29 protein-coding genes are annotated in these 23,908 nt (G+C 43.1%); 8 read left to right on the plus strand and 21 right to left on the minus strand.

From position 1 onward, the window contains the following. Positions 1 to 49: 49 nt before the first annotated feature. The 3 genes from MHN81_RS14700 to MHN81_RS14710 all read right to left on the minus strand — a co-directional run bounded on the left by MHN81_RS14700 (position 50) and on the right by MHN81_RS14710 (position 2,202). Entirely contained in the window at positions 50 to 742 is a 693-nt protein-coding gene (locus MHN81_RS14700; protein WP_239426071.1) for a PIN domain-containing protein, read from the minus strand. 11 nt (positions 743 to 753) lie between these two features. Further along, positions 754 to 1,383: a hypothetical protein gene (locus tag MHN81_RS14705; RefSeq protein ID WP_239426072.1), complete on the minus strand. Its 630-nt coding sequence runs from the start codon at positions 1,381 to 1,383 to the stop codon at positions 754 to 756. A 72-nt stretch (positions 1,384 to 1,455) separates the two neighbouring features. Continuing rightward, positions 1,456 to 2,202 carry a hypothetical protein gene (locus MHN81_RS14710; protein WP_239426073.1) on the minus strand — a complete coding sequence of 249 codons (747 nt, stop codon included), beginning with the start codon at positions 2,200 to 2,202 and terminating at the stop codon, positions 1,456 to 1,458. A gap of 109 nt (positions 2,203 to 2,311) precedes the next feature. Between MHN81_RS14710 and MHN81_RS14715 the strand changes: the two genes are divergently transcribed. Further along, on the plus strand, positions 2,312 to 2,572 hold the full coding sequence (locus MHN81_RS14715; RefSeq protein ID WP_239426074.1) for a hypothetical protein: 261 nt from the start codon (positions 2,312 to 2,314) through the stop codon (positions 2,570 to 2,572). Positions 2,573 to 2,619: 47 nt separating this feature from the next. Here the strand turns inward: MHN81_RS14715 and MHN81_RS14720 are convergent, their stop codons facing one another. Genes MHN81_RS14720 through MHN81_RS14770 form a run of 11 tightly spaced genes read right to left on the minus strand, consistent with a single transcriptional unit; the run spans position 2,620 to position 11,146 of the window. Next, positions 2,620 to 5,562: a tape measure protein gene (locus MHN81_RS14720; protein ID WP_239426075.1), complete on the minus strand. Its 2,943-nt coding sequence runs from the start codon at positions 5,560 to 5,562 to the stop codon at positions 2,620 to 2,622. After that, positions 5,522 to 5,878: a DUF1799 domain-containing protein gene (locus MHN81_RS14725; RefSeq protein WP_239426076.1), complete on the minus strand. Its 357-nt coding sequence runs from the start codon at positions 5,876 to 5,878 to the stop codon at positions 5,522 to 5,524. Before MHN81_RS14725 ends, MHN81_RS14720 begins: the two co-directional genes overlap by 41 nt. 5 nt (positions 5,879 to 5,883) lie before the next feature. Next, a complete protein-coding gene (locus MHN81_RS14730) occupies positions 5,884 to 6,210 on the minus strand; it encodes a hypothetical protein (RefSeq protein WP_239426077.1) in 327 nt (108 codons plus the stop codon). Between the two features lie 5 nt (positions 6,211 to 6,215). Then, positions 6,216 to 7,112 (minus strand): hypothetical protein, encoded by an 897-nt coding sequence (locus MHN81_RS14735; protein WP_239426078.1) that lies wholly within the window; start codon positions 7,110 to 7,112, stop codon positions 6,216 to 6,218. Further along, positions 7,109 to 7,261 (minus strand): hypothetical protein, encoded by a 153-nt coding sequence (locus tag MHN81_RS14740; protein ID WP_023397588.1) that lies wholly within the window; start codon positions 7,259 to 7,261, stop codon positions 7,109 to 7,111. The genes MHN81_RS14735 and MHN81_RS14740 overlap by 4 nt, the downstream gene beginning before the upstream one ends. Further along, positions 7,258 to 7,695 (minus strand): hypothetical protein, encoded by a 438-nt coding sequence (locus MHN81_RS14745; protein WP_239426079.1) that lies wholly within the window; start codon positions 7,693 to 7,695, stop codon positions 7,258 to 7,260. The genes MHN81_RS14740 and MHN81_RS14745 overlap by 4 nt, the downstream gene beginning before the upstream one ends. A 14-nt stretch (positions 7,696 to 7,709) precedes the next feature. Beyond that, entirely contained in the window at positions 7,710 to 8,132 is a 423-nt protein-coding gene (locus MHN81_RS14750) for a phage virion morphogenesis protein (RefSeq protein WP_239426080.1), read from the minus strand. Between the two features lie 3 nt (positions 8,133 to 8,135). Then, positions 8,136 to 8,606 (minus strand): phage protein Gp36 family protein, encoded by a 471-nt coding sequence (locus tag MHN81_RS14755; protein WP_239426081.1) that lies wholly within the window; start codon positions 8,604 to 8,606, stop codon positions 8,136 to 8,138. 58 nt (positions 8,607 to 8,664) lie between these two features. Beyond that, a complete protein-coding gene (locus MHN81_RS14760) occupies positions 8,665 to 9,600 on the minus strand; it encodes a capsid protein (RefSeq protein WP_239426082.1) in 936 nt (311 codons plus the stop codon). An 11-nt stretch (positions 9,601 to 9,611) separates the two neighbouring features. Continuing rightward, a complete protein-coding gene (locus MHN81_RS14765; protein WP_239426083.1) occupies positions 9,612 to 9,992 on the minus strand; it encodes a hypothetical protein in 381 nt (126 codons plus the stop codon). Further along, entirely contained in the window at positions 9,992 to 11,146 is a 1,155-nt protein-coding gene (locus tag MHN81_RS14770; protein WP_239426084.1) for a hypothetical protein, read from the minus strand. The genes MHN81_RS14765 and MHN81_RS14770 overlap by 1 nt, the downstream gene beginning before the upstream one ends. Positions 11,147 to 11,353: 207 nt before the next feature. On the opposite strand from MHN81_RS14770, the gene MHN81_RS14775 reads away from it, so the two are divergent. Together MHN81_RS14775 and MHN81_RS14780 are read left to right on the plus strand one after the other, a co-directional pair. Further along, positions 11,354 to 11,722 (plus strand): hypothetical protein, encoded by a 369-nt coding sequence (locus MHN81_RS14775; protein ID WP_239426085.1) that lies wholly within the window; start codon positions 11,354 to 11,356, stop codon positions 11,720 to 11,722. 407 nt (positions 11,723 to 12,129) lie between these two features. Continuing rightward, positions 12,130 to 12,804 carry a hypothetical protein gene (locus MHN81_RS14780; RefSeq protein ID WP_239426086.1) on the plus strand — a complete coding sequence of 225 codons (675 nt, stop codon included), beginning with the start codon at positions 12,130 to 12,132 and terminating at the stop codon, positions 12,802 to 12,804. 102 nt (positions 12,805 to 12,906) lie between these two features. Here MHN81_RS14780 and MHN81_RS14785 read toward each other — a convergent pair whose 3' ends face one another. The 7 genes from MHN81_RS14785 to MHN81_RS14815 form a co-directional block, all read right to left on the minus strand. After that, complete coding sequence (locus tag MHN81_RS14785) at positions 12,907 to 13,707, minus strand: hypothetical protein (RefSeq protein ID WP_239426087.1); 801 nt, start codon at positions 13,705 to 13,707, stop codon at positions 12,907 to 12,909. 130 nt (positions 13,708 to 13,837) lie between these two features. Next, the gene (locus tag MHN81_RS14790) at positions 13,838 to 14,200 is read right to left on the minus strand and encodes a hypothetical protein (protein WP_239426088.1); all 363 of its coding nucleotides are present in this window, start codon (positions 14,198 to 14,200) and stop codon (positions 13,838 to 13,840) included. 44 nt (positions 14,201 to 14,244) lie between these two features. Beyond that, positions 14,245 to 14,658, minus strand: a complete 414-nt coding sequence (locus tag MHN81_RS14795; RefSeq protein ID WP_239426089.1) for a hypothetical protein — start codon at positions 14,656 to 14,658, stop codon at positions 14,245 to 14,247. After that, positions 14,655 to 15,395: a hypothetical protein gene (locus MHN81_RS14800; protein WP_239426090.1), complete on the minus strand. Its 741-nt coding sequence runs from the start codon at positions 15,393 to 15,395 to the stop codon at positions 14,655 to 14,657. The genes MHN81_RS14795 and MHN81_RS14800 overlap by 4 nt, the downstream gene beginning before the upstream one ends. Continuing rightward, entirely contained in the window at positions 15,367 to 18,054 is a 2,688-nt protein-coding gene (locus MHN81_RS14805; RefSeq protein WP_239426091.1) for an ATP-binding protein, read from the minus strand. The genes MHN81_RS14800 and MHN81_RS14805 overlap by 29 nt, the downstream gene beginning before the upstream one ends. A 51-nt stretch (positions 18,055 to 18,105) precedes the next feature. Further along, positions 18,106 to 18,627, minus strand: coding sequence for a hypothetical protein (locus tag MHN81_RS14810; RefSeq protein WP_239426092.1), 522 nt, complete (start codon positions 18,625 to 18,627; stop codon positions 18,106 to 18,108). 10 nt (positions 18,628 to 18,637) lie between these two features. Continuing rightward, positions 18,638 to 19,129, minus strand: coding sequence for a peptidase (locus tag MHN81_RS14815; protein ID WP_023397575.1), 492 nt, complete (start codon positions 19,127 to 19,129; stop codon positions 18,638 to 18,640). Positions 19,130 to 19,268: 139 nt separating this feature from the next. Between MHN81_RS14815 and MHN81_RS14820 the strand changes: the two genes are divergently transcribed. Genes MHN81_RS14820 through MHN81_RS14840 form a run of 5 tightly spaced genes read left to right on the plus strand, consistent with a single transcriptional unit; the run spans position 19,269 to position 23,880 of the window. Further along, positions 19,269 to 19,583, plus strand: a complete 315-nt coding sequence (locus tag MHN81_RS14820; protein WP_023397574.1) for a hypothetical protein — start codon at positions 19,269 to 19,271, stop codon at positions 19,581 to 19,583. 38 nt (positions 19,584 to 19,621) lie between these two features. Beyond that, a complete protein-coding gene (locus tag MHN81_RS14825) occupies positions 19,622 to 20,044 on the plus strand; it encodes a hypothetical protein (RefSeq protein WP_239426093.1) in 423 nt (140 codons plus the stop codon). 59 nt (positions 20,045 to 20,103) lie between these two features. Continuing rightward, on the plus strand, positions 20,104 to 21,003 hold the full coding sequence (locus tag MHN81_RS14830) for a hypothetical protein (RefSeq protein WP_239426094.1): 900 nt from the start codon (positions 20,104 to 20,106) through the stop codon (positions 21,001 to 21,003). Beyond that, positions 21,003 to 22,649 (plus strand): Mu transposase C-terminal domain-containing protein, encoded by a 1,647-nt coding sequence (locus MHN81_RS14835; protein ID WP_239426095.1) that lies wholly within the window; start codon positions 21,003 to 21,005, stop codon positions 22,647 to 22,649. The genes MHN81_RS14830 and MHN81_RS14835 overlap by 1 nt, the downstream gene beginning before the upstream one ends. After that, positions 22,642 to 23,880 carry an AAA family ATPase gene (locus MHN81_RS14840; RefSeq protein WP_239426096.1) on the plus strand — a complete coding sequence of 413 codons (1,239 nt, stop codon included), beginning with the start codon at positions 22,642 to 22,644 and terminating at the stop codon, positions 23,878 to 23,880. The genes MHN81_RS14835 and MHN81_RS14840 overlap by 8 nt, the downstream gene beginning before the upstream one ends. Positions 23,881 to 23,908 lie beyond the last annotated feature (28 nt).

Consider the following 23,908-nt stretch of genomic DNA (forward strand, 5'->3'; position numbering starts at 1 on the left):
TTTAAAAAATTAGGAGCAGGGATTTAGGTGTAAAATGTTTTACTAGTGATTAGATTTTGGATAGTGCCCATGGTAAGTTATTTACGAAATGTACATTTAGTTCACTTAATTCTTTACCTATAGGTTGCCTTGGGGACCGAGGCTCCCCAAAATCAGCTTTATTTGAGCTAATGAATACTATTGGTTCATCGAAGTTATGACGTCTCAACTTATTTGCTAACGCCAAGTAATGCATATATATAGCGCAGTCTGCAGGCTCATTCTTTCCTCTTGTCGCAGGCGGAACACTTTGAAGAACCCTTGTCATAGCTTGATTATTGCATGTGCTGTCAGCCTCAAGCACTAAAGCTTGATTTACTAAATCTCTTGCATGTGCTTCCAAGCTTGAATGTAACCTAAACTCACTAGGTTTTTTTATTAATGAAAGCGAACCTAATTCAGGAGCTTGATCCAAACAGTTTTTAAAGTGCTTCAACAATTTATCAGCGCCTTCTAGGCGTTTTTGAGCTTCAAAAAAGACTTTGGTCAAGTTACGATCGAATTCTTCTTCAACAATCTCGTGGATTACAAGATTGGTACTGTTATTTGTAAGAAGCTTCCTTACACTCCCAACAGTACAGTGATTTAAATCCTCTCGAATACATGTTCGAATTACATCTAAAATAACGCATGTATCCAGCATGATAACTGGTTTTGGGTCGTTAACAAGGTGATTGCATAATCCTTGCAAATCATATTTCATAAAATAGCCTTCTAATTGACAGACTTCAATAGTTCAAGTGAGTACTCATAATCACGAGATAAGTCAGATGCACTGCTTTCGTCCCAGCCTAATTCAACTAAAAGCTTTTCTAGTTGGTCAGGGTATGCCCTTTTACTTGAATTAAAAGCATGACTAATAAATGAAAACCATCGCTTACGGTCACATGGATGTGAGTGGCCAGTAGATTTATTTGCTAAATTGGAAAAAGACAGGAGTGAATCAGCTGCTGCGGCAGAAAAAATATCTGTTAGTTCAATGTCTTCTTTTGAGAATTCAATGCTAGCACCAAATTCAGCAGATGCATTTGATAACATCTGTTCGCCAAAGAACTTTAAAATATTATTGTATTCAGGCACTGACAAGCTGCTAACTTTAGCTGGTACAATATTGCTGACATACAATCCTCCACTTTCATGATCTGCTAACCAAAGACTGGCAATATGTTCTTCATTCTCAAAATAATCAAAGCAATACATAACAGAATCGTTAGGAATCGGTATATTTTGCGCTCTTGCTATATTTAGCTTCCAAGTACTTGGTGCGATTTGTGACAAATATTCTGTAAATGAATCGAATTGGCCTCTTTCTATTCGGATATTTAAGTCTTGATATTCCTTCATATTTACCTCTTGGAGTTTTCGTATTAACAGTGTCAAATTCTAACAATATTTGTACGGCCTTGTTAAGGCGTATTAATTGCCACTTTTATAGCCAGCTAAAAAAGCATTCAAAACATCTAAGATAATTTGACAATCACTTAATATTTGAGGGTGTAAATAGACTAATTTGCCTTCATCGAGCGAATGAATGTATCTTGGAGTAAAATCTTGAATATCTTGTCCATCGATTGTATAAGGTACTATATAAGGCGGTATCCTATGTGCTGTAGGGTGCCTTTGTGAACGTAAAAACTCATACCATTCTTTGTACTTAAGGGCTTTTTCTCTCAATTTCGGGGTTAAGTATTTTCTAAACTTTTTGTGAAAAAAACTTACTTCCATCTTATTTTTAACTTTTACCTTTTGTAACTCGACAATTGCCCACGCAATATTGTCAAAAATTCCATAACAGTTAACTAAAAACGAGTGGAGGTGTGCGTTTGCTTCATGTCTAATTCTTGCGTCAAGCTCTCCAGATAAGTCAGGGGGTGATAGTTCAAACAGTTTTGAAACGCAAACCTCTATTACAAACAGTCTTCTCAATATTCCGTATTCAAATAGTGCCCTTGGCTTTTCTTCAAGGCTAGCGGTAAACACGAGCACACTAGTCATGTACTCAAGATGATTCCGCCTAAATTCCTCGAGCTTTATTCTAAACTCACGAACTTGATCATGGTCATATGCCATTTTAAGATTTCCTGTTCCAACATTAACTCTATACTCAATGCCTAGCAGCCCCAGCAAGCAACAAGATACTGTAAGGTGTTTGCCCTTATGCACTTCTTTGTTCTTTACTTTTACTAAAGTTACATACTTAGGTATATTTAAATTTCGAAAAAGCGCAATGTAAGAATATATTAGTCGAAAAACATTTAAGGAAAACCCAAACATGAGAAATCGCCGACTTCATAAGGACACAATTTCACTCGTTAAAGCAAATGGAGAGATATTTACTGGGGTTCTAGCAGGTGTTCAACCCGAGATGATTGTTGTCCATAATCCTGAAATGCAGATTGAACCCGGAGATTTAATCCACAGAGAAATGAGCAACGGAACTTTGGAAATATACGTGGTGTTAGATCCTTGCTTTAAAGAAGGGCGTAGCCTACTTCCAGACCGATACGAAATATCAGTCCAAAAACAAAGTTAATTTGCAAGTTATATGAACATGATAATCCGTCTATATAATTGTGATGGTTAACTAACACTCCTAATCGCCCTAAACACAGCCCCGCGAGAGTTCACGCTCTCAACAAATACAGCTTCAATCTGCCGAGTTAAGTTTGCACCAATGACATTGCCTTGCTCGGTATTGGCTGCACCTTCCACAGTGATCTGATTGGTAATATTAAACACCACATTTTGGCCTGCGGATTGGCGGTTGCCTGCATTGTAGTGTCTGGCCATTTGGCTGATTTCGACGTTTTGCTTGGGTGATAGGACACGTTCGCCGCGCTGTAGTACGTAAGTGCTTTCGTTTGGTACATAGTCTAGGCCACCGTGTGCAATACCAGCGGGTTGCTGTGATTTAATCATTCTAACTTGTTGCATACCCATGGCAATGGCCGCAGCGGCTGCCGCTGCACCAAGAGCGGGACCGACGATTGGAATAGGGGCCAATGCGGCAAATGAACCAGTTGCAGATTCATAGGTTTTGATTAAGGCTTGAGTGATAGCAAAGGCTTTGTAAAGTTTAAACGCAGTTTTGCTTTGACCAGCCATCGCTTTAAAACCTGCTGCACCAAGGCCGACTACTGCTGACGTCTTCTCCCGGGCGTTTTTTGTCTCCCAGTTTGCAAACTCCATTAAGTGTTGTTGCATGGCACCGGTATTACGGGTGCGCGCCCGCATGAGTCGTTCTTGATGTGCGTATTCATCGGCTTCCCGTTGGCTATGAAAGCCTCTGGCTGCGTTCAGTTCTTGCTGTCGTTCTAGGTTTCGGATTTGATTATCAGCGTTGTATTTGATTTCGCCGACTTCGTCGTTTGCAGCAAGGCCCAACATGCCCCTGCGTTTGGCATCGATTCGGGCTTGTTGTTTGGCTTCCTCTACTGCCAGTTGGTTGTTGTAGCTGGCAAGCGCCTCACGGTTTGCATAGCCTTTGATTTGAGCAATGCGATCTTCTAGCTCTGCGCGTAAATCGTTTTTACGCTTTTCTTCTGCTTGGTTTTGAATACGTGTTTTTTCGGCTTCATGTTTGTCTGCTAATGCTTGTTGGTCTGCTTGAAGCTTGGCGTCTAACTGAAGCAAAATTGCATCGTATTTGGCTTTATTTCCCAAGTCGTTTTCACGCGCTTGCATGACCATGGCTTTGCGTTTTTCATAACTGGCCTTTAGCCTAGCTTCTTCACCCAGTAGCGAAAGCTGCAGCTGTTGAATGTTTTGGGGCAGGGCGTTTGTTGCCTGTTTGGTGTTCTCCGCGACTTGCTTCCAATCTAGTGCTTTTAGGTTTTGCTGTAGGTTGGCCGCTTGTGCTGCGGTTTTCATGGACTCACTACGCAGCTTGGCTTGCTCGTTGATATAACGCTCAATGCCTGCAATTTGGTTTTGGTAGGTAAATTTAGCACGGTCACTGCCAGCATTATTTATTTGTTGGCGCAGCTGTTTTATCCGTTTATAAGCATTTTGAATGTTGTTTGTGTAGTTGGTTGTTTGCTTTGCAGCCGAGGCGATTTGCGCTTTAGCACTGACGTTGTTGACGGAATCGAACGCATCGCCTAAATCGTAAAGGTGTGTTTCAAGCTTTTTTGAGCTCGTTGATGCTTTATCGCCTTGGGTTGCAAAGTAGGCGATGGCCAAACCTGCGGTCACGGCCAAGCCAACAGGACCACCCAGCATGCGCATTGCGCCGCCAAGCACTCGGCTAGATAACGCTGCGCGTTTAGACACGATAGAATACGTGGCCGTTGCTGCGTTTAGGTTGGTTTGCGCAAGTGTCGCCCGTTGATTAGCCAGGGCCAGTTGATGAATGGCTTTTGTACTAAGTGCTGTATTTCTGGCCATGGCAAGTTGGCGCTGAGCTGCAGCTTGCTCTTGTATTGCCCGTCTGTGTTCTTCCGCAGCTAAGCGTTGATTGGATGCAGCTAGCTGTAGGTCAGCTTGTAGCGCTTTGTGTTTTGCCATCGTTGTGGCTGTAATTGCAGTTGCTGCTTTAGCTGCACCGCCTGCCAGTTTACCCCCGTATACGATTGCCAAAGCTGCAGCTGAGGTCATTATTCCCTCTACGAGTTCTTTGTTTTCACGCAGTTCTCGCATGCCTGAGGTGACTGCATCGGCTACGCCTGTCACAGCAAAGTTGACTGGTTTTTCATACTCACGAATTAAACGCTGATACTCGTTACTCATCTCTGCAAACGAGGCGTTTATTTTGCCTTCGGTTGCTTCAGCGGCACCTGCATACTCGTTTAACGCCTTTATTAAGTAGCGTTTAAACATCTGACTTGTAATACGACCATCATTCACAAGTTGCCTAAAACCACCTGCTGCCACACCCGCCGCTTTGTCTAGCTTTTGTAAAAGCCCGGGTAACGGCTCAGTGACTTGGTTGAGTTCTTCGGCTCTTAGCACGCCTGCTGTCATACCTTGGGTCATACCAAATAAAGATTGCTCCAGCTGCACATTGTTTGCACCTGTTTTAGCCGCTGCATTGGCCATGCCCTCAAGTATCGCTTTGCCTTGTGTTTGGGTGACAATACCGACTTGTTGCAGGTTAAGGATTTTAGAGTAGGAATCAGCAAGGGTGGTGTATTGCGTATTGAGTCTGTCTGCGGTTTCAAATAGATAGCTTTGTACTTGTTGGTATTCGCGTGTAGAATCCGTCAGCCCTTGCAGCCGAGTATCTAATTGCTGCGCTGCACCTGTATCGCGAATAAACATTGCCGCAGTTCCGATAGATGCGACGCCTGCGAGGGTTATTCCCAATTGCTCATACCCGGATTGCAATAGGCCAAGTTGCCTGCCCATGGCGGTTTGTTGCTGCATCACTTTCGCCTGGCTTGCACCTAATCGTTGGTTTGCTGCTATTTGGTTTTGAATAACTCCGGGCAGGCGGTTTAAATCCTGGATGTTCTTATTAGTGCCGGTTGTTACCGCTTTACCGTCATACTTTAAGCGTAAGGCCAAGTTCAGTTGGTTTTTCATCGGGTCGCCTTAGTAGTCCTATTACAGTGCGCTCTAAGAATTGGAGCTTGTCAAAATCAGTGGGGGTCAGGGTTATATCCGCATAGCGCCAAGCGATTTCAGCCCCGGCATAATCAAGGGCCAGTTCAATCCCATCTTTGCAGTATTGCCATTGGGTGTTTGCTGTTGAGAGCGCTTTAACCGCTGTCCAGTTTTGTGGGAGTACGTATAAATCCGTTCTGTTTTTGACTGGCTCAACCGGCGCACCAAAATGCGCTAAATCATCATCAAGTGCTTTGGATTGTGTGGCCAAGTCACCCACAAACCACTTGGCCACGTCGATTAGTTTTTTTCCTGCACTCGATATTGCGCGTTGATACACTCTGCGGATAAACGCCCGGAGATACCGCCAAAGCCCAGCATTTCTTGCAGCACGTCTTTTGAAAACGGGATGCTTTTGCCCTCATCTACAAAGTCGTCCCAACCTACAAGCAGCTGCTCTACGATGGCTTTATCTGTGGTGTTACGCGGGTCTGTGAGTGTTTCAATGTCTTGCTCTGGCACAAGTTTAATGTGTGCAGTGAACTTAAATTCCACGCCGCCGTACTCAAAATGAACAGGTGCGAGAATGGTTGCGTCTTTTAATTGCTCTAACTTTTTTAATTTCATAAGGATCACTCAAATACTAAGGTTAATTCGTCATAGCCACTGTCACTGGGGACGAGCTTGCCGTCCAGTTCGTAGCCTGTGAGCTCACTCTCTAAGCTTGCATACTTAGGCGTGGGCATTTGAAAACGGCCTAACAACGTCACTTTGTTACCAGCGCCTTGGCCGTGGTTAAACTCAAAGTTTTGGATGCTGCCTGCCAGCTCAAATGGATTAAATAGAGATAGAGAATCACTGGTGACAGTGATATTCGCCGTGGATTCATGGCCCGTAATGAGGATTTCTTCATGATTGATTGCCCGGTCGAAGATCACATTGTTACCGACATCAACGGTGAGTTTGTGTAATGTGCGCGCAAGGCCATTGAGTTTAAATGCACTGCTGTTGGTCACACCAAGCGTGCTTGGCTTTTTCCAACGGGACCAATCAACGGGTGGCGGGCCGCTTGATTGTACTGGCGCACTGAATAGGCCTTTAAACTGCCAGTTGAACATGGGCTGTCCTTTTTCAAGATTGATACTGAACGTGCCTAACATCTCGGTGAGTACATGGGTGTTTTGGCCAAAGCGCATCAAGCAGGTTGCTTTGGTTGCAGCCCCTTTGGTAAATGTGACCGCATTGGCGCTAGATACCTGCACCATGCCGCATGCTAATAACAGCGGTGCAATCGCCGGTGCTGAGCCTGCGCTGCCACTCATGGCCAACGGTGTTTTAAAATTCAACGTCACATGCTCACCATAGATAATCTCTAGGCTAGAGCCAGAATGAGCGCGCTCAATATCGTCTTTTTCGGTTTCGGCCTCAATGTTAAATTCAACCTCGCTCGCATATATCGCGTGGTTGCCTGTGAGGGTGGTCCCGAGGGAGTCGGCCATAATTAGCCTGTCTTTAAATCGCCAGCTCATTTGCTTGCTCCTGGTTTAATGGTGTCACCATCTAGTACAAATGCACCGGCTGCATTGCTTCGATTGCCGTTTTGTTTAAGGGCTTGTTGAACTTGATTGGCAATCTCAGTTGGGCTGTGCTTTTTAGGGGTTGGTTTGTCATCTTTCATGTTGGCTCCTTGGTGTTGATGGTTATGTGCCCACTGACTGAAAACTGGCACTGATAAATGAGGTTTTTGGTCTGTTGGTTCAGCTCCACCATGCGGCCTCGATGAAGCTTGATGGGTTCATAAGGCGCAATTGTGAGGCCAGCAAGCGCAGCTTTTACACGCTCGCGGAGTGTTTCAATTTGCTGGTCGGTTTGTCTGTTGGCGGTGTGACAAGGGATCACAATCATCACTGCAAATAGTTCTGTCACCGCGTATTCGTCTTGGCCTGTGATGCTGTTTGTTGGCTGGTAGTCTTCGTCGAGCGGCAATACATACAACAAAGGGGTGTGCACGGATTTACTGCGCGCTTGGTTAAAGTCAGAGGCAAAGCCCACTTTGGCAATTTGAGCTTTGTTTAATGCCTTTTCAATGTGGTTTAAATCGAAATTAAACATGCTTTAAACTCCATTTAAACAAGCCAACCAGTGAGCGTTTCAACGATGACGCCAGCTTGGTATTGCTCAATACCAATGATTGGGCGAGCAGGGAGCGTAACCGCATGGCCACGGCCCGTTTTGCCACCAAAGTGATGAATGGCGGCGTATTCTTCCCCTAAGCCATGTATCAATTCATCGCCTTCAACGTTATGGGTTACGGAGCCTGCCAAGTTGCGTTGGTCAGTCAGTGTTAAACCTTTACGTTCTTTCGCTGCCTTTGATTGTTCCCAGCGAGTGCCATCTGGTGCGAGTTCGTTTAAAAAGCGGGTGGTGACATCCATATCTAAAAATGCACCTATGTCGTCCAACACATCTTCAGGAACTTGGCTTTTTTGGTTGAGTACTTGTAGCTTCTCTAACGCATCACCCGAGATATCAATAAATACGCCCGCCATGGTTTAATACCTAGCCCAATCAAAATTACTGCTTGGGGTTTTGGTTTGAATAGGTCCAGAGGCCACAGGCGAGGGCGCTTTAATTTGAATGGTCCCCGCCTCAATTTTGCCAAGCTCCAACATGGCATTTTTACGCCTGGTCAAAAGGCCTTCGTCGGCGTCGTTGTTGCACAGTTCGTAGCGCATGAGGTCTGCGGCAATGCCAAGTAGTGGTGATGCATCCACCTCGGCTTGTGTGAGCTCAAACTTGGCCACGTAACCTGCAATCGTGTTATTCACATTAGTAGAAGCGGTTTCAAACCAATTGAATACGGTGGTTTGAATGTCTGTTTCAGGTGTCGCTAATAGCGCGTTTTCTATGTCTTCTGCTGTGATTTCTTGCGAACCGTAGACAAGTGAAAATCGACCGTTGGCATATTCAGCCAACAGTTTGACACTCAAGGTATTGACTGTGTGCTGTGCATTTACAAACATAGGTCTTTCCTTATTTATAAAGGGGCCGAAGCCCCATAGGGAGTTAATGGCTAAATAGTTAAGCTGGAGTCAGTACATCAGTGAGTAACATGCCGCACCCCTTGGCAATGATTTGCTCTTCGACTGATTCACCCACAATGACTTTTGTGCCGCCACGTAAACCCGCAGATACTGGCTTGCTACCCGATTCACGGTTCTTGTAACGGGCAGTGAGCCCAAAGGTCATACGTTTGTTTTCAAAGCTGGCCAGTGGGTCATGGTAGGTAAGCGCTAGGTTATTGCCCCACGCGCGTTCAAAGACTGGGGTTTTACCTTTTTTAGCGATGTTTAATCGCGCTTGCCCAATATTGATGTGCTCTATCTCTAGCGCTTCTTTGATGTAGGCCCAAGGCACCAGCCCTTCGTCTCCTGTTGTGCCGTTATAGCCTTTCAGTAACTTTTTATTGGTCCTAAGCGCTGTTGCAACGCTAAATGACATGGTCATGCTGTTAGGGCGCATCAATGGCTCGTCGAGCAAGTTTAAGAGCCAGCGCAAGATATCAAGGTTAGGGTCATCCAGCTTTTTTAACCCCCCGGTGCCCAGCTTTTTATGAATACCGAAGTTGGTTGGATCTGAAAATTTTTGAGCTACGCGCACTTCACGGCCAAGCAAGACCAAGTCTGTAATGTTTTCAGTGGCTACATTCAAAGGGTTGTGGTTAGCGGGTGCATTGGTAATATCGTCGTTTGGCACAACGTCAGATAAACCATAATCAGTCACTCCACCTGTTCGCTCTTCATAACCAAATTCAACTTGGTTTGGTTCTGACTTACGACCAATCTTGGTATCTGGCACTGTGAACTTATCCGCTAGATTGTACTCACCCCATTTATATTCGCGTCTGTTCACTGGCGCATAGGGGAGTAATCTATCTGCGATTAATTGGCGGTTGTTATAAGCAATTGCAATCGCCGTTTGCTGTACATCGGGGGTAAATGGCATTCCATCACTCATGGCAATGCTCCTTATTTAATGATCACAAATGGGGCGATATGAATATCAACAATGGTGCCCGCGTCGCCTTTTTCGAGTACCTTGCCAGCTACGTGGATTTCGGTATCGTCTGCAAGTGCCGTTGGGTCTAGCGGAATTGCTCGGCCTTCGCTATCGCTCACAGCATATTCACCGCCCGCAAAGTCGCCGCCTAGCTCTATCGGCGCAAGCTGTGTCATGACCACATCAACACGCAGCTTTTTGTCTGTGCCTTGCTCAGTAACGCCTAAAATGGGGCTTTGTATGCCTGTTGCATTGGTTGCCATAAAGTCGCCAATATCAGCCGCGACAAAACGGTTTGCTGGCAATGGGGCGTTAGACTCAAAGTTTCTAATTAATCCTGGTATGGCCATTAGTTTGCCTCCTGCGTCACGTGGTCCATGGCTGTACTTAGGCTAATTGTGATGCCCTTATTCGATTGCGCACTTTGAAACTCCAAAGCCTTTGCAGCCAATGCATCAGCCGAGTCATCAATCTCGGTTTCGTCGTTGTCGTCGCCACGGCTAAAGTCTTTGGTGAGCCCGGCTTGCTCCGGTAAAGAGAGCAGTAGACCTTTAAAGTACTCCGCTGGTTGCGCAGTAGCAGTTTGATCACCATCACTCGCAGCGAACTCAAACGTGCTTGCTGCACCTGTTTCAAGGTGGGCCATGAATTCGGCCAAACCGTCAGTTTTGGTGATACGCGGGGCATTGCCACCATTGACCTTGGTATCAATAAACGTTTGTGCATCAAATTTACGTTGGTTGAACTCATGCTCGGCGTTCTTTGCGTTCGCCGCGTCCAGTTGCGCCTGCAATGCTTTCTCGGCTTCGGTGGGTTCGTTTTTAGTTTTGTCACTCACTTCTTGTTCCTCGGGGTTATTGGAAGGGGCGCTAAAGGCATGATTGCCAAAGCGCTGTTTGTCTTGTTCGTGTTCAGCGATGATGGTTTTGCGGGTAAGCCAGTCGGCTTCCCAATTGGGGATAAGGCGGTTTGCGGTCTCTAGGTCGTGCTGCTCAATCACCCACTCACGCAAGTTACCCATAAAGTCAGTAAATAAACGCGCGGTTTGCATGGCAACATCTTCAACACGTTCACTGGCTTCACTGGCAGCAAACTCAAATACAGCGCCTTTTGACTCTTCGTTAAATTGCCAAGGCATGCCAGCAACAGCAGGGGGCTTGCCACCCAAGTAACCAACATGACCTAAAAAGTAATTACCTGGTTCGCCTTCTAAACGCACGCTGCGATTTGGGTAGCGCTTTGCTTCGACGGCTTCTGCAAACTCGGCGGCCACGTCTTCAGCTTTGGCAAACAACTTACCGTCTTCGACTTTTAAGTCGCTGACCCAACCCCATGCAGGGTCGTTTGTTTTAGGGTGGCCAATCACCAAAGGGCTGGTCTTAGGAATAAAGTTTGTGACCACAGAGTCTAAATCTGCGGCGGTAAACTCTTGGGTATTGCCGTTTGAGTCGGTGTGGGTGCCAGCGGTAAAAATTTCGTACCAGTCAAACTCAGTGTTTTCCATTGTGGGTGCTCATCGTTGAATCAATGAGCTCAGAATAGCGGGGGAGGAATAGAAAATTAGGCGTAAAATGTTTTACATATAAGAAGGTTAGAGCAATTTAATAGATTAAACAGGCAGACAATTTGGATCAACTTATTAATAAAACAATCTACCAAATGTGAATTTAGAATCTAAACTAAAAGCGATTCTGTAAAAAAGGAGGTGCCAATGTTACTGGAAGTTGCTAACCAACTCTTATCATTAATACCAATAATCCAAAGTCTACAAAAAGAGCAAAAAGAACTTGCTGACTGTGCGCTACGCGAAATTAATAATGCAATCGTTGAAACTAGGTTTTATTTACATACATTAGAGAACGACTCACCAAGGAACATAGAAAAAGAACAGTCTTTAGTTAGGCTATGGAGCTCAGCAGCAATACCTATGAGGCATTTAAACAAAGAGTTAGCGCTACTTTGTGACCACAAAGCAAAATATTGGCTTAACCCCAGTCAATGGAGTGAATCAGAATTAATTGAACATGGGCTAAAACTTGACCAAGTTGCTGACGCCTACCGTCAATTACTTGGTAAATGATTTTGTTGGCTGTGGTAACTTTCACCCGCAAAGTTACCACCCAAACCCGAAACAAACCTTTAATCTAGACTTAAACCATATTTAAAACCGTTTTAAAAACGCCTCAGTTTGTTTAAATCAACTTTCAACAAGCTACCACATATGAAATCTCATTTAAGCGTTTGAAACGCCATACAATAGCTTTTTTATTATCACTGGTAATTTCTGGTTCTAATTTTACTTATCTAAACATCACACGCGTGATACATTGATTTAAAGTTTTGCTAAAAGTTTAAAACTATCGAAGCTAGGCAGATAAAATTGGTTGTCGTAGTTCATCTTGGCCCCAAAATGTACACTTAATAAAAATGAGTTAAGCCAAATACAGTTGCAATTGAACACTTTGCACTCGGTTTTTCGGAGATACCATGGAAAGCATCTTTAAATTAGTAAAAGTCAAACAAGAGCCCACACCTAAAGGTTATATAAAATACTACGGTCTAACTCGTTGGTGGACTGAGGAGCTTGAGCATTTCGAAAGAAAAAGAATAAGAAGTGCTTATAAGCCATTAGGCTTAAATAAAATTGATGAAGGGGAAATCAGCAAATGTAGCCAATCAAGAGTTAACTTTCTAAAGATTCTGGCAGGATATTTTCGTTCAAGTGAAGGTGATTATGATTTATGCTTAAAAATTTTGAATAAAGCTGAAATGAGCATAGCAATTTACACAAAAACTAGTGAAATCCATTTGCTTTACGGCAGAATGATGGAGTTTTATTATAGAAACAGAAACCTGTTCGATAATTATAATAAAGCTAAACACTATGCTCAGCTGCAAATAAAACTAGCCCCCAAAGCTATTTCGGCTTTCAAAGCTGAGCATAGGGAGTTGCAACAGAAAGCAAAACAATACGGCACAAATGTTAAAGACTCATCTTTCATATTACCGAGTCACGCGGGATACAATCAGCTCGCCGTTATCTATAAAAAGGAAAAAAATTGGTTGGATTTAATAGAGCTTTGTGACTCTGCCTCGAATCAGGGCTGGCCAGGTAATTGGGAGCAGCTGATTGACGACGCAAAAAGCAATTTGTTGATTTAACAATTGCAGCTAATAACGCTCAACTTAATAATAACAGCAGGTTCTGCGTAGTAAGAGAATGTTTGTTAACGCAAAATATTGAAAAGTGTCTTGGCCTCGGAGTTAGCCAAACAACTTTCCACTGAGGCCAGTGATTATAGCGATCATTACAATTATCGTCCATAGCCAATGATCTTTGACATACTCTACAATTATTTTAGGGTGCATACCATATTTGTCTTTCCAGGTAGCATTAGTAACGATTGAACCATCATCAATTCTTTCGAAAATATTTGATAAACAATCTACTTTTCGCAATGTTGATTGATGAAGTTTGACATATTCACCAGCTTCGAAAGCGTCAGCTTCTTCTTTACCTGTCAAAGCATCCTTATCTGTCATACTGTTGATTCTCAATAACTCATGAAACCTACCGCTTTTCCCGTGACCAACATACTTACGACCAAAAAGTGAAATTAACCCCCGAGCTAAATCAAATTTTTTTTCATCTGGAATTATGTGGGGATTACCACCCAACACTTGAAATCTATGCTCGATAGCCGAGAAGCCGTAATTTCCATCTCTCATATTCCAATGAATAAAATGGAATGTTTGCCTGTACTTAATATACTCAAAAAAGTCACGAAGCATCATTTTTTCCAGCTCGTCATACTGATTCGGAATATCTGATATTTGAACTCCAATTCGCTCTGCAATCTTATGTATTGAAAAGCTTTCTGTTTGAGCTGAATTTAGGTTACGTACTGCAATGGAAGTTACCCTTGGTGTCCTTCCATCTTTAATATCGTAAAAAGATTCACAAGAATAATGAATCAAAAGAACTTGATCCGCTTTTTTTGCTAGCTTAGAGAGCTCTTTTCGAGTTTCTTTCCTTTTCCTAATTCTACTTATCTCTGATGTCATCGTGACTCCGATGTATTTATAGTTCTAACCATTTGCTAGCGAGGCCCTCTAAGACCAAGATTTACGTAGACTTGGTTTCGCTTGTCGTTTATAGGAAACAATATTAAATCAGGTATCAGTTCCAGAGCTTTTAATCAGATATACCAACTCTCGTTTTTTGATGACTATTTGAAATTGTACAAACTGGTGGAATAATCGGAATTGTGAATTGAATTCGACTTACTTTACTTGTTGAGGATGAAGACGTAGACTCACCACCCAATGTCAGCCCTACAACTTTTATTCCGCCTTTAACTCCATCTTTACCTTCATCTTGCGCTGTTACTGCAATATCGAACTGCACCTTTTGAATTAGCTCTTGGTTATATTCCGAAGGCTCACCCCAGTTGGGGTTGATCGCTCCATTTGTTACTCCGACTGTACGGTTTATCGCATCTTGAACACCTTCCTGAATTTCACAGATTGTATTTGAAATAAATGTTTTTAACTCCATTTTTCTCTCTCCTGTAGCTTTACAATGTTTAGTTAAAGTTGATGCTATTTTACTTCGTCTTGCTTTTCAATGTTCTTAGTTTCATTCATACGTGTTTCGGATGAAACACTTTCTATCACTTTTTCGTATAAATCCTTATACATGAGTTGAGCATATGCCTCATTGACCCTACCTTGTTTTACCCCGTTTTCAATATACTCAATTGCATTAGTTATGGATGGATCCACTTCTTTTCTATTTAAATAAGAAGGTAGGTTCATACCTAAAACACCGGCAGCTATACAATGCCAACTTTTTATAATTGTTAAGTCTATAGTTTTGTTTAATGCCCCAACCATTGAAAGTATCCCATCAAGCACAATGCCTAAACAAATACCCAAGCTAGTTGCTTTTCCATTATTAATGTATAGAAAGTCGATTGCTCTCCTAATAATCAAGCCTATGTCAAAATCTTTCATGATATTTTTCCTTCAGACTCATAGGCAGAGTACTTCTCAAACAACTTCTCGGGCGCTGGTAAAGCCCTTTTCTTCGGCCCATCATGATCATCTGGCCCATTATTTTCCAAGAAACTTGTTATAAAGCTAGTTAGTTCCTTAGCTTCATGTGAGTTGTAGCCGTACTTTCCGGTTTTGACACGATTACTCAAAATTACACTATCAAAGACTTGCATGACACTAACTAACACCAACAGCAACATAGCCCATACCAAGTTGAGATCAGCTTCTTGAGTTTTAACAATAAATAAAACACAAAATACGCTTCCCAACATGTAGTTACTATCGGCTGCAATGTATTTCTTCTCCAAAACCATTAAATCTGCAAACGTAGGTGTTTTTTTGGTTAAACGATTCAATCTTCCCGCATATTTGAAATAACGCTTATCACCAATTGTGACTTTAAACTGCCTTTTATCATCTATCTGTACTAAAGAGTATGCTTCATTCTTTATAAGCTCTTTTATAGGCTTGTCTAAATACCTAGATCCTGCCTTTTTCCTAGCCTCTCTATAGGCATCAACAATTACAAATATAATAGTGGGCCTGAAAGATGAAAAAAGCAGTATGTAGACATAGTAAATTAATCCAAGCATCATTATGGCTTGATCCATATTTGTATTTGATCCGAACATATATCTCCCTAATTTCCTAACAAGAAATGCAACATCACATCCTTTCCCTAATCTCTCTCTCAATATCTTCCTTACTCTTTCTATCTCTCTCAATAAGCGGGAAGACGATCTGAATCTTGGTACCTTTGCGCGACGACTTAAGCTTAAACTTGGTTTTGTATGACTTTGCTACATCGCTCATTTTGTATAGGCCTTCGCCGAAGTGGAGGCGAGAACGTAGCGGTATGCCAATGCCGTCGTCTTCAATGTGCACGTGAACTTTAGATCTAAGTTTGTGCACGAATACGTTAACCTCAGAACCTTCTGAGTGGTGCACAGCGTTATGAAGGCCGTGATAAACAACGGCGTAAATGTCACGCTCTAATTGGGGGTCTAGCTTTACGTTGCCAATCACAGTTTCAAAGTTAACTTTAATCTTCGCCTGCAAGCTAGATTGCACTTGCAGCAAATCTAAACCAGCAAGCAACCTTTGCTCGCCAAGGTAAGGGCCGTTGTTAACTATAGGGGTTATTAGCTCTGAAACTTTGTCGAACTTAACCAGACCTTCGGTAAACATTGTGTCATCACCAGAGCTGACCAACGTTTTACCTTGTTCAACAAGCATGGCTATTTGGCCTAAATTGCCGCTTTGACGCTTAAGCTCATTTTGTCTAAATACTCTGCGGAATGACTGGATCCAAAAGTAAACAAAGAACGCCACAGCAGCAACCAATAGCAATGCAACGAATGAATATATGCCCAACGCAGTAGGGGAGTTATACCAATGAGAGCGAACCTCAAAAGCATATTTTGCGGGTTCACTAGCTACATTGCCTACAATCTGTCTGAATTCCAATGAATAATGATCTGGGTATAAATTGTTTAACTGTATCATCGGGCTATACAAAGAAATCCAGCCACCGTCATTTAGACGGTACTCATATTTAACGCCTTCGTTGTGTCGATATTGAAGGTTGGTAATCGCTATATTGAGCCAGCCTTGCTGGTCTATCTCTAACGCGTCTTTGTTAAGTACAAAGCCCTCATTTGTACTGACATAGCTCACTACTGGAGGCGCTATTGGCTCATCCTTAAAGTTTGTCATTTCAATAAGCGCGCTATCACTTACAGCAATCACTACTTTATCTGCAACTCGCACACTGCCAATCATAAATGAATGGTCTTGTGTTTCTCTTATTAACCTTGATGAGCTTTGTTCTTTAGAAATAGTGTGAATGCCATTATTAGTCAGCAAATAGAGTACGTCCCGCACCTCTACAATTTCTTTAATATATTCAGGTGAGGGGACTTTAACCCAATTGCCATCTACCTTTTTTAATAAGCCTTCTCCGTAAGTCGCCATAAACAGCACACCGTCTAGGATTGCAACATCAGCAACTTTAGAAGTGCCCTGGTATTCTCTAGTAACTGATCTTGGAGAGTCGATCCGGTCAAGGCCAGCAGCAGTGCTAATGTATAGCTCACCACCAATCTCTGTTACACCAAGAACCTCATGGCTTGATAGCATGGAATTGTTATTAAATTCTTCATACCTCAATTTGGAATTAAATTTAACCACGGCGTCTTCGTTTGTCGCCAGATACAAAGACTCAGCAATAACGGACGAATTAATAACATATCCGCCATAGAGCTTGTCTACACTGCGCTTTTCAGTATCTACAGCAAATGCACCGATATCGGTTGAAACAATCACTTTTCCAGCAAAGTGAGAGAAAGCTGTTACTTCAAAATCCCGGCCTTCTGCGACCTTTGAATTGAGCCATGCAACAGGTTCACCATTTACAAATACACCTTTTGTCGTGCCTATCCACCATTCTTTGCCAACTCGTTCAATAATATTGTACTTAGACCCCAAGCCTAAATTCGTGACACGTGTATTGCCTTCAACAATTCCAAACTCATTAATATTTAAGCCCCATAGTTGCTGTTTATTGTCAGCGAATAAGGATAAGTACGTCTTACGAGTCGAGCTAACGTTGGTTCTAGCAACTTCTAAAGTAGATAAAGACACTTCGTTAACTTCGTCACCATCAGTGAAATAAACAACATAAGGGGCAACGTAAGTTAAATTTTCAGCACGTTTAACATTGTGGTTAGTGATGCTGCGGTCTTGCAATTGGGAGTAGTATTTGAGGTGATCATCTGCAAAGAATATTGCGCCGTGTGGTGTAACTTCTAGGTCGCCGTTTTTAATTTCTTGGTCGATTACTTTATAAGAGCGTCCGTTGTGGATTTGATACAAGCCTTTTTCAGTTAACCCATAAACGTTGTTGTATCTGGATTCTAAGTCTATCAGCTTTTCTTTACCCGATATTCTCGCTCCATACTGGCCTGTGGCTAGGTCGTATTCAAGTACTTGGTAATCTTCTTGCGTGAATAAGGCGTCGTGAGTAACTTCAATGTTGTGAGCATCCGTCTCTGCAAAAAGGCTTGCTTCATATGTATTCAAATTCAGAGACCAAATTTGCCCCGATGAATACAAAATATAAGCAATATTTGAATCGCTAATCTCTAAGTCACGTGCTGAACCAGCTGGCAGTTCGCTCACTTCATTTAGCTTTACAATGTGCTCGCCATCGTATTTCAAAACACCTTCGTGCGAAGAGAAATACATATAATCATTCTGATCTTGAGCTACACCGTTAAGGTGCTCAAAATTAAGCGCCTGACACATTCCGCTCTGTAATATCAAAGCAGCGGCTATTATCCTTGACTTCAACATAGCGAAGAATTCCTTCTTGCAAATAGGGGAATCATTCCCCTTTAAATAAGTTTATTCAACGGCGCTCGGGTTATGGTCTCTGACGCCACAACCAGCTAATACAACTGGTATTTTGGATTCTGATTCTAACTTTTGGTCCGCGACTTTTGTTTCACTAATACTAACACGCGATAAAAAATTGTTAAGTTTATTTATATTTTTCGACTTCCAGTTAATATCTTGATCTCTTGGTGCGAGGATAAATAGGTAAGTTGGTTTGCGTGGGTCGGAGGCGTTTTGTTTAGTTTGCCATGTATCCATTACTGCTTGGCCAGCGGCTTCGCCGTATAGGTGGGTGTATGCAGCGGCGATTAATTTTGCGCCGGAATCGCTCATTACCATAACAGCAGTGTTTTGATAATCGCTACCACAGTCAAACGACACATCCACATTGAGTGTGCTGCCATCTGGTAGTAACAAGTCGGTATTCATGTGCTGAACACGAGCTCTGTCTGGTAGTGGTTCAAGAGCTAGAGAGGGGGCTGACAGCAATCCAAGCGCGAGCATTGCTGTAGCAAGTTTTGTTTTAATCATAATTTATCCTTTAAAAGGCCATATAGAGCGCTCCCTCCGCAATGGTTTTAACCATGACTTCGTTAAAGTTATGCTCAAATGTTTTTTCAATTAACATTGGCCTTAACTTTTTACGGATCAGAAGTTCGCGCTCTGCATCCAAGTTTTTCGAGTAAAGTAAATCATCTATTATCTGTTCAACAAGGGCGATTGCAGCTAACGCATCTTCAGCACTGTTTCTGCTTACGTCTTCACTCTTTGTTGGTTTTTCTTCCGTAGAGCTACTGTCAGATGTTTGGTCTACATCAATTCCAAACACCTCATCCAAGGAAATTTTGTAGTTAACACATGCATTAACTATTGGACCATAGGGTAACGTACCTTTCTTTCTGGCCATAGCAACGCCACTGTGTGACAACCCTAACTTTTCAGAAAGTGCTCGATTACTTTTCACGCTTAGTTGTTCTCGCAAGCGCTCAATCACAAGATCAATCTCTGACTCTGAGATACTATCGATAACCATAGTTTACAGTCAATACCTTTAAAAAATAAAAAACAAAATAACTTTCCAGTTGACAGTAAGAATATTTATCACTAGCTTAATAAACGAACACTGACAAATATAGTTACCAACATTAATTTACAACACAGGTAAATCTAACATGACTTACACAACAATGTCATATGAAGACATAAAGAAAGAACTATCAAACAAAGACATACAGATTGAAGATATCGCAAAAGCAAAGCGAGTCTCAAACTCACACGTCGCTAACGTTGCAAGAGGCGCGGTTCAATCTTTCGTCATCGCCGAAGCAATATGCTTAGCATTAAACAAGAAACGAACAGAAGTCTTCGGTAACAAATACCTTACGAAGCCAAAACGCGGTCCAAAAGATCGGACCCAAAGGCGTAATCAAATCATTGAAGCAATCCAAGCGGGCCAGCCTGTGCCTGACCCAAGCATGAACCCATAGAACCACCAAGTCTAGGTTAATTTAAGGAGATTTTTACCATGTCTGAGAATCAAGAATCCATGAACATTTTAGAGAGCGAAATACCGCCTGATTGCGAAATACTCCACCATTTTAGCCAATGCGTTAATGCTTGTATGCGCAGGTGTGGGTTTACCCGCAATGGCCTTGCCCAACGCATGAACGCGGCACTTAAGGTAGACATTGTAGAGGTAGACGAGGCTAAACTTAATAAGTGGTTTGCTCCAAGCCAACCAACATCAATGCCAATTCAATACCTACCAGCTTTATGTTGGGCCATTAAAAGTGTTGAACCTGCCAACATATTGCTTATGCCCCTTATGTACAGCGCATCAGACGAACGCGCTAAAAAACTGCAAGAAGCCTCAGAATGCGAAGTGCAAATACGCGAACTACATGACAAGCGCGAATCCATTCTCGAAGAAGTCAAAATCAATACCTAATTTCGGAGCTTAAACCATGCCTATCAAAGACCAAGATCTGCCTGAATTTCGGAGTTGTTATGAGTTCTGACTTAGTTTGTCCTGAATCTGCTGAAGAGATCGAATACCAAATAGGTCAGCTTGAATCTGTTTTGTATGTCGAGTTACCAGCGACTATTGATGAATGCATGGACCAGGTGGCTTTTTTAGCAAATAGGCAATTTACAGACGCCGCTAAAATGGGCGTGCTATTGCTTTGGCTGAAGACACAAACAGAACATGGACGTTTTAATTCTCTATTACATGAGAAAAGCATTCATAGGCGAACGGCTAGCAGGGCCATGGCTATAGCAAAAATGCTTAAAGCTTTACCCAAAAGCAAAGTGGACAAATTGTCCATTTTGAATTTGAACACTCATCAACTTAACGAACTTACTAAAGTACCAATCGAAACGCTTAAAGAGCTAGACGACGAAGACTATGAAGTGTTGGCCGAGACATCAGGCAATGCCATAAAGCAGCAAGTGGCCGATTTGATAAAAGAGCGTGACGAATTGCAGGTAACAGCGGCGCGGGCCATTAATGACTTGGAACATGAAAAGCTGCGTAAGGTGCCGCAAGTCCGTTTTGACATGCATGTGTTTATTAGTGAGATACGCAAAGACGCCATTTGTAATACCGAGCTACTAAACGAGGCGCTTGTTAGTACCATCACCCAAATTGGTCAGTTGTGTGATAACCGCCAATTGGATTTGGACTCGCGTGTGAGTGCTGCGCAAGTACTGCATCACACCTGGGCGGCTATCTACAGCCAAATTGGTACAGCCCTTGAGCGTTTAAGTGGCGAGTTTGCTGGACATATTGAAGGCATTGAACACCTACCGAAATTTACCAAAGCTGAGTGGCAATACGTTGAAACCGAACGTAACCGGCTGCTCGAACAATTTTTAGTAGAAAAGCAAAGCAAGGAGATCAAGTAATGCATCCTGCTGTAATTAGATTTAACAACTTACCTGCGGTTGTGAGCCAGTCGGCATGGTCTGAGGCCAGCGACAAAGCGCGCAAAACGGCCCAAAACCGCACCGCATTGGTTAAATACTGGCTTGCAAGTGGCTTAAGTGTAGATAAAGCAAGGGCTGCACTTGTTGAATCACTCAATAATGGGCTAGTAACACCTGCCATACACCAAGCCGTAACGGAACTAGGCAAAGTACCAACACGTGCAACAGCCTTTAATTGGATAAGTGCCTACAAGCAACAAGGCGTTGAAGGGTTATTGCCACAACACAAAGGCCGAACGCCCACGCAACCTAAATGGGCAGCTAAAGCGTTAGAGCTTTACCACTGTATTAACTCGCCCAGTTTTGCACTGGTTGCTGAAGACTTAAAAAAACTCGGTTTTGATGCAACGGCAAGCCAAGTTAGGCGTTTTATAAATTCAATGCCCCATGAGCTTGGCCCGCAAAGCCCATACCGTATGGGTGCAAAGCTTTATCGTGAAAAACACAAAGACTTTATCATTCGCTCCACTAAGCATATTGCCCCTGGCTTTATTTATAACGGCGACGGCCACCAAGTAGATGTATATGTGGCACACCCAAAAACAGGTAAAGCATGGCGCTTTGAGTTAACGGCATTTCAAGATGTGGCGAGCCGCTGCATTGTTGGCTGGGAGATTAGCGCGTCTGAAAATGCCATCGCCACCATGACGGCGTTAACCCGCTCAATTAAAACCCATCAGCATATTCCTAGCATGTTGTATGTCGATAACGGCAGTGGCTATAGGTCAAAAATGATGTCTGATAAGTGCTGTGGTATTTATGCGCAGTTTGATATTGAGGTCATTTTTGCCATACCCGGAAATGCCCGCGCTAAGTGGATAGAGCGCTTTTTTAAACATATGGAAGAGCACGTGGGTAAACGCTTTGAAAGCTACTGCGGCCCAGACCACAACGAGCGCGAAAAGCTCAAGCTGCTTAACGATGTGAAAAAAGGCAAGCGTGAGCTGCCATCTCTAGACCAGTGGATAACGGAGTTTAAAGCGTTTTTAGAGCATTACCACAACAGCCCACACCCGGAGATAAAGGGTAAAACCCGCATGCAAGTTTGGGAAGAGGGGCTAATTCAAGAGCAGCCCGCCATTACGGATTTTGTGGTCCTACCCAGAGCCAAAGTGAAAGTAGCGCGCGGCCAAATCAAATTGCATAAGCGTGTTTATACCGCTGACTATCTCTTTCAATTTAACGGTAAAGAGTTGGTTGCTGGCTATGACTTGCACGACGACACCTATCTTGTGCTGTATGAGCAATCTGGCGAGTTCATCATGAACTGTCGCATTAAACACAAGGTTGAGGCATTGCCAACAAGTCGAATTGAAGAAGCCGACCTTAAGCGATTGCAAGGCCAAGAAAAGCGCATTCAAAACCAGCTATCTGAAAAGCGTGCAAGAGCCGACCAAAAACGTGTGATTAATGTGGAGGCGGTTGAAGAACTGGCCGCAGACGTTCAAGCCATTCCTGACATTGAACCTGAAGTATTAAACATGGACCTCTCAGACTTTGAGGTTGAACACGTTACCCCAGCTGCAAACGAATACCCATTAGATTTAGGAGACATTCATGAATAAGTTCACCAGCCATTACAGCGACGAGCAACAAATTCAAGTAAAGCTCATTAACGAAGAGATTGAGTTTTATGCCCTAGGGCCAGAGGACTATTGCCTAGGTTACGACTTAAACCAAGTAAATTCAGTACTGAATGGCGAGTCACCAACAAACCCTAAAAAGCTACTAGATGTAATGTGGGCTCACTTTTTTGGTGACTTTGACCCCAAAGAGTTTGGCAGCGAGGGCGGCTTTGCGGATTGCTACAACGCCAATGATAAGTTGCTAGTAGCGCGTATTAAAAAGCGTATGACGGATGAAGACATTGCAAACCAAGGGGTAAACAGCACTTTCATTGCCAAAAAGATTAATAAGTCACCTTCGACGGTTAGTCAGTTGCTCTCTGGTAAGTATGCGGCGAGCCCAACTAAGTACTTGCATGACATATACGCCATTGTTGCACCCGCAGGTACTGATGCCGCAGACGATAACATTACGGATGACAGACCGATTATTACCATCCGATACGGCGAGGTGCCTTTTGTGCCAACCAGTGTCGCTAAGGTGATAACCATGGCGTGTGAGCATGCCAAAGCAAGGCGCCGCTTTTCGGTTGTTGCAGGCCAAGCTGGCATTGGTAAAAGCAAAGGGCTAGAGCGCTACTGCGAAGAAAACCCACTTGCAATACTGATAGTTGGCAGTGAGCAAACGACCAGTAAACAAGTGATTGAATCGCTATGCACCTCGTTAGGTTTACCCCGAAAACCGAGTGTTGCCAAAAACATCGAGAATATTGTTAGAACCATCGAAAACACAGAGCGCATCATTCTGTTAGATGAGGCGGACAAGTGTAAGCCAAGTGCGTTAGACCCACTTAGAACCATATCAGATGCGGCCAAAGTTGGTGTGTGTTTGATTGGCAATATTCAGCTGGTCGATAAGCTTCAAACCAACGAACGCTATGAGTTGATCTCTTCTCGTGTGTGTTTTTGGCCAAAGCCGATTGGTGAGGTGCCAATTGAGGATATCAGAAACCTATTCAATGAACTTACCCAAGGTACTGTGCCGCTTGAGTCCGATGACGAGCAATGGTGGCAGTGGTTACATAAAAGGGTAGAGGGAAATTCAAGGCTCCTAGTCGAAAACCTGCTCCCTCATATCCTGAGTCACAGCCGGAAAAACCCAAACAAAAAGTTAGACAAGCTCTTGGTGAACTCGATCTTCGCCAATGTACTGAATCAACAAGCTGTATAAAGCAACGAGCCTAGCGGCAACTGGGCTC

Source organism: Pseudoalteromonas sp. Of7M-16 (assembly GCF_022347805.1).
Taxonomy (GTDB): Bacteria; Pseudomonadota; Gammaproteobacteria; order Enterobacterales; family Alteromonadaceae; genus Pseudoalteromonas; species Pseudoalteromonas luteoviolacea_F.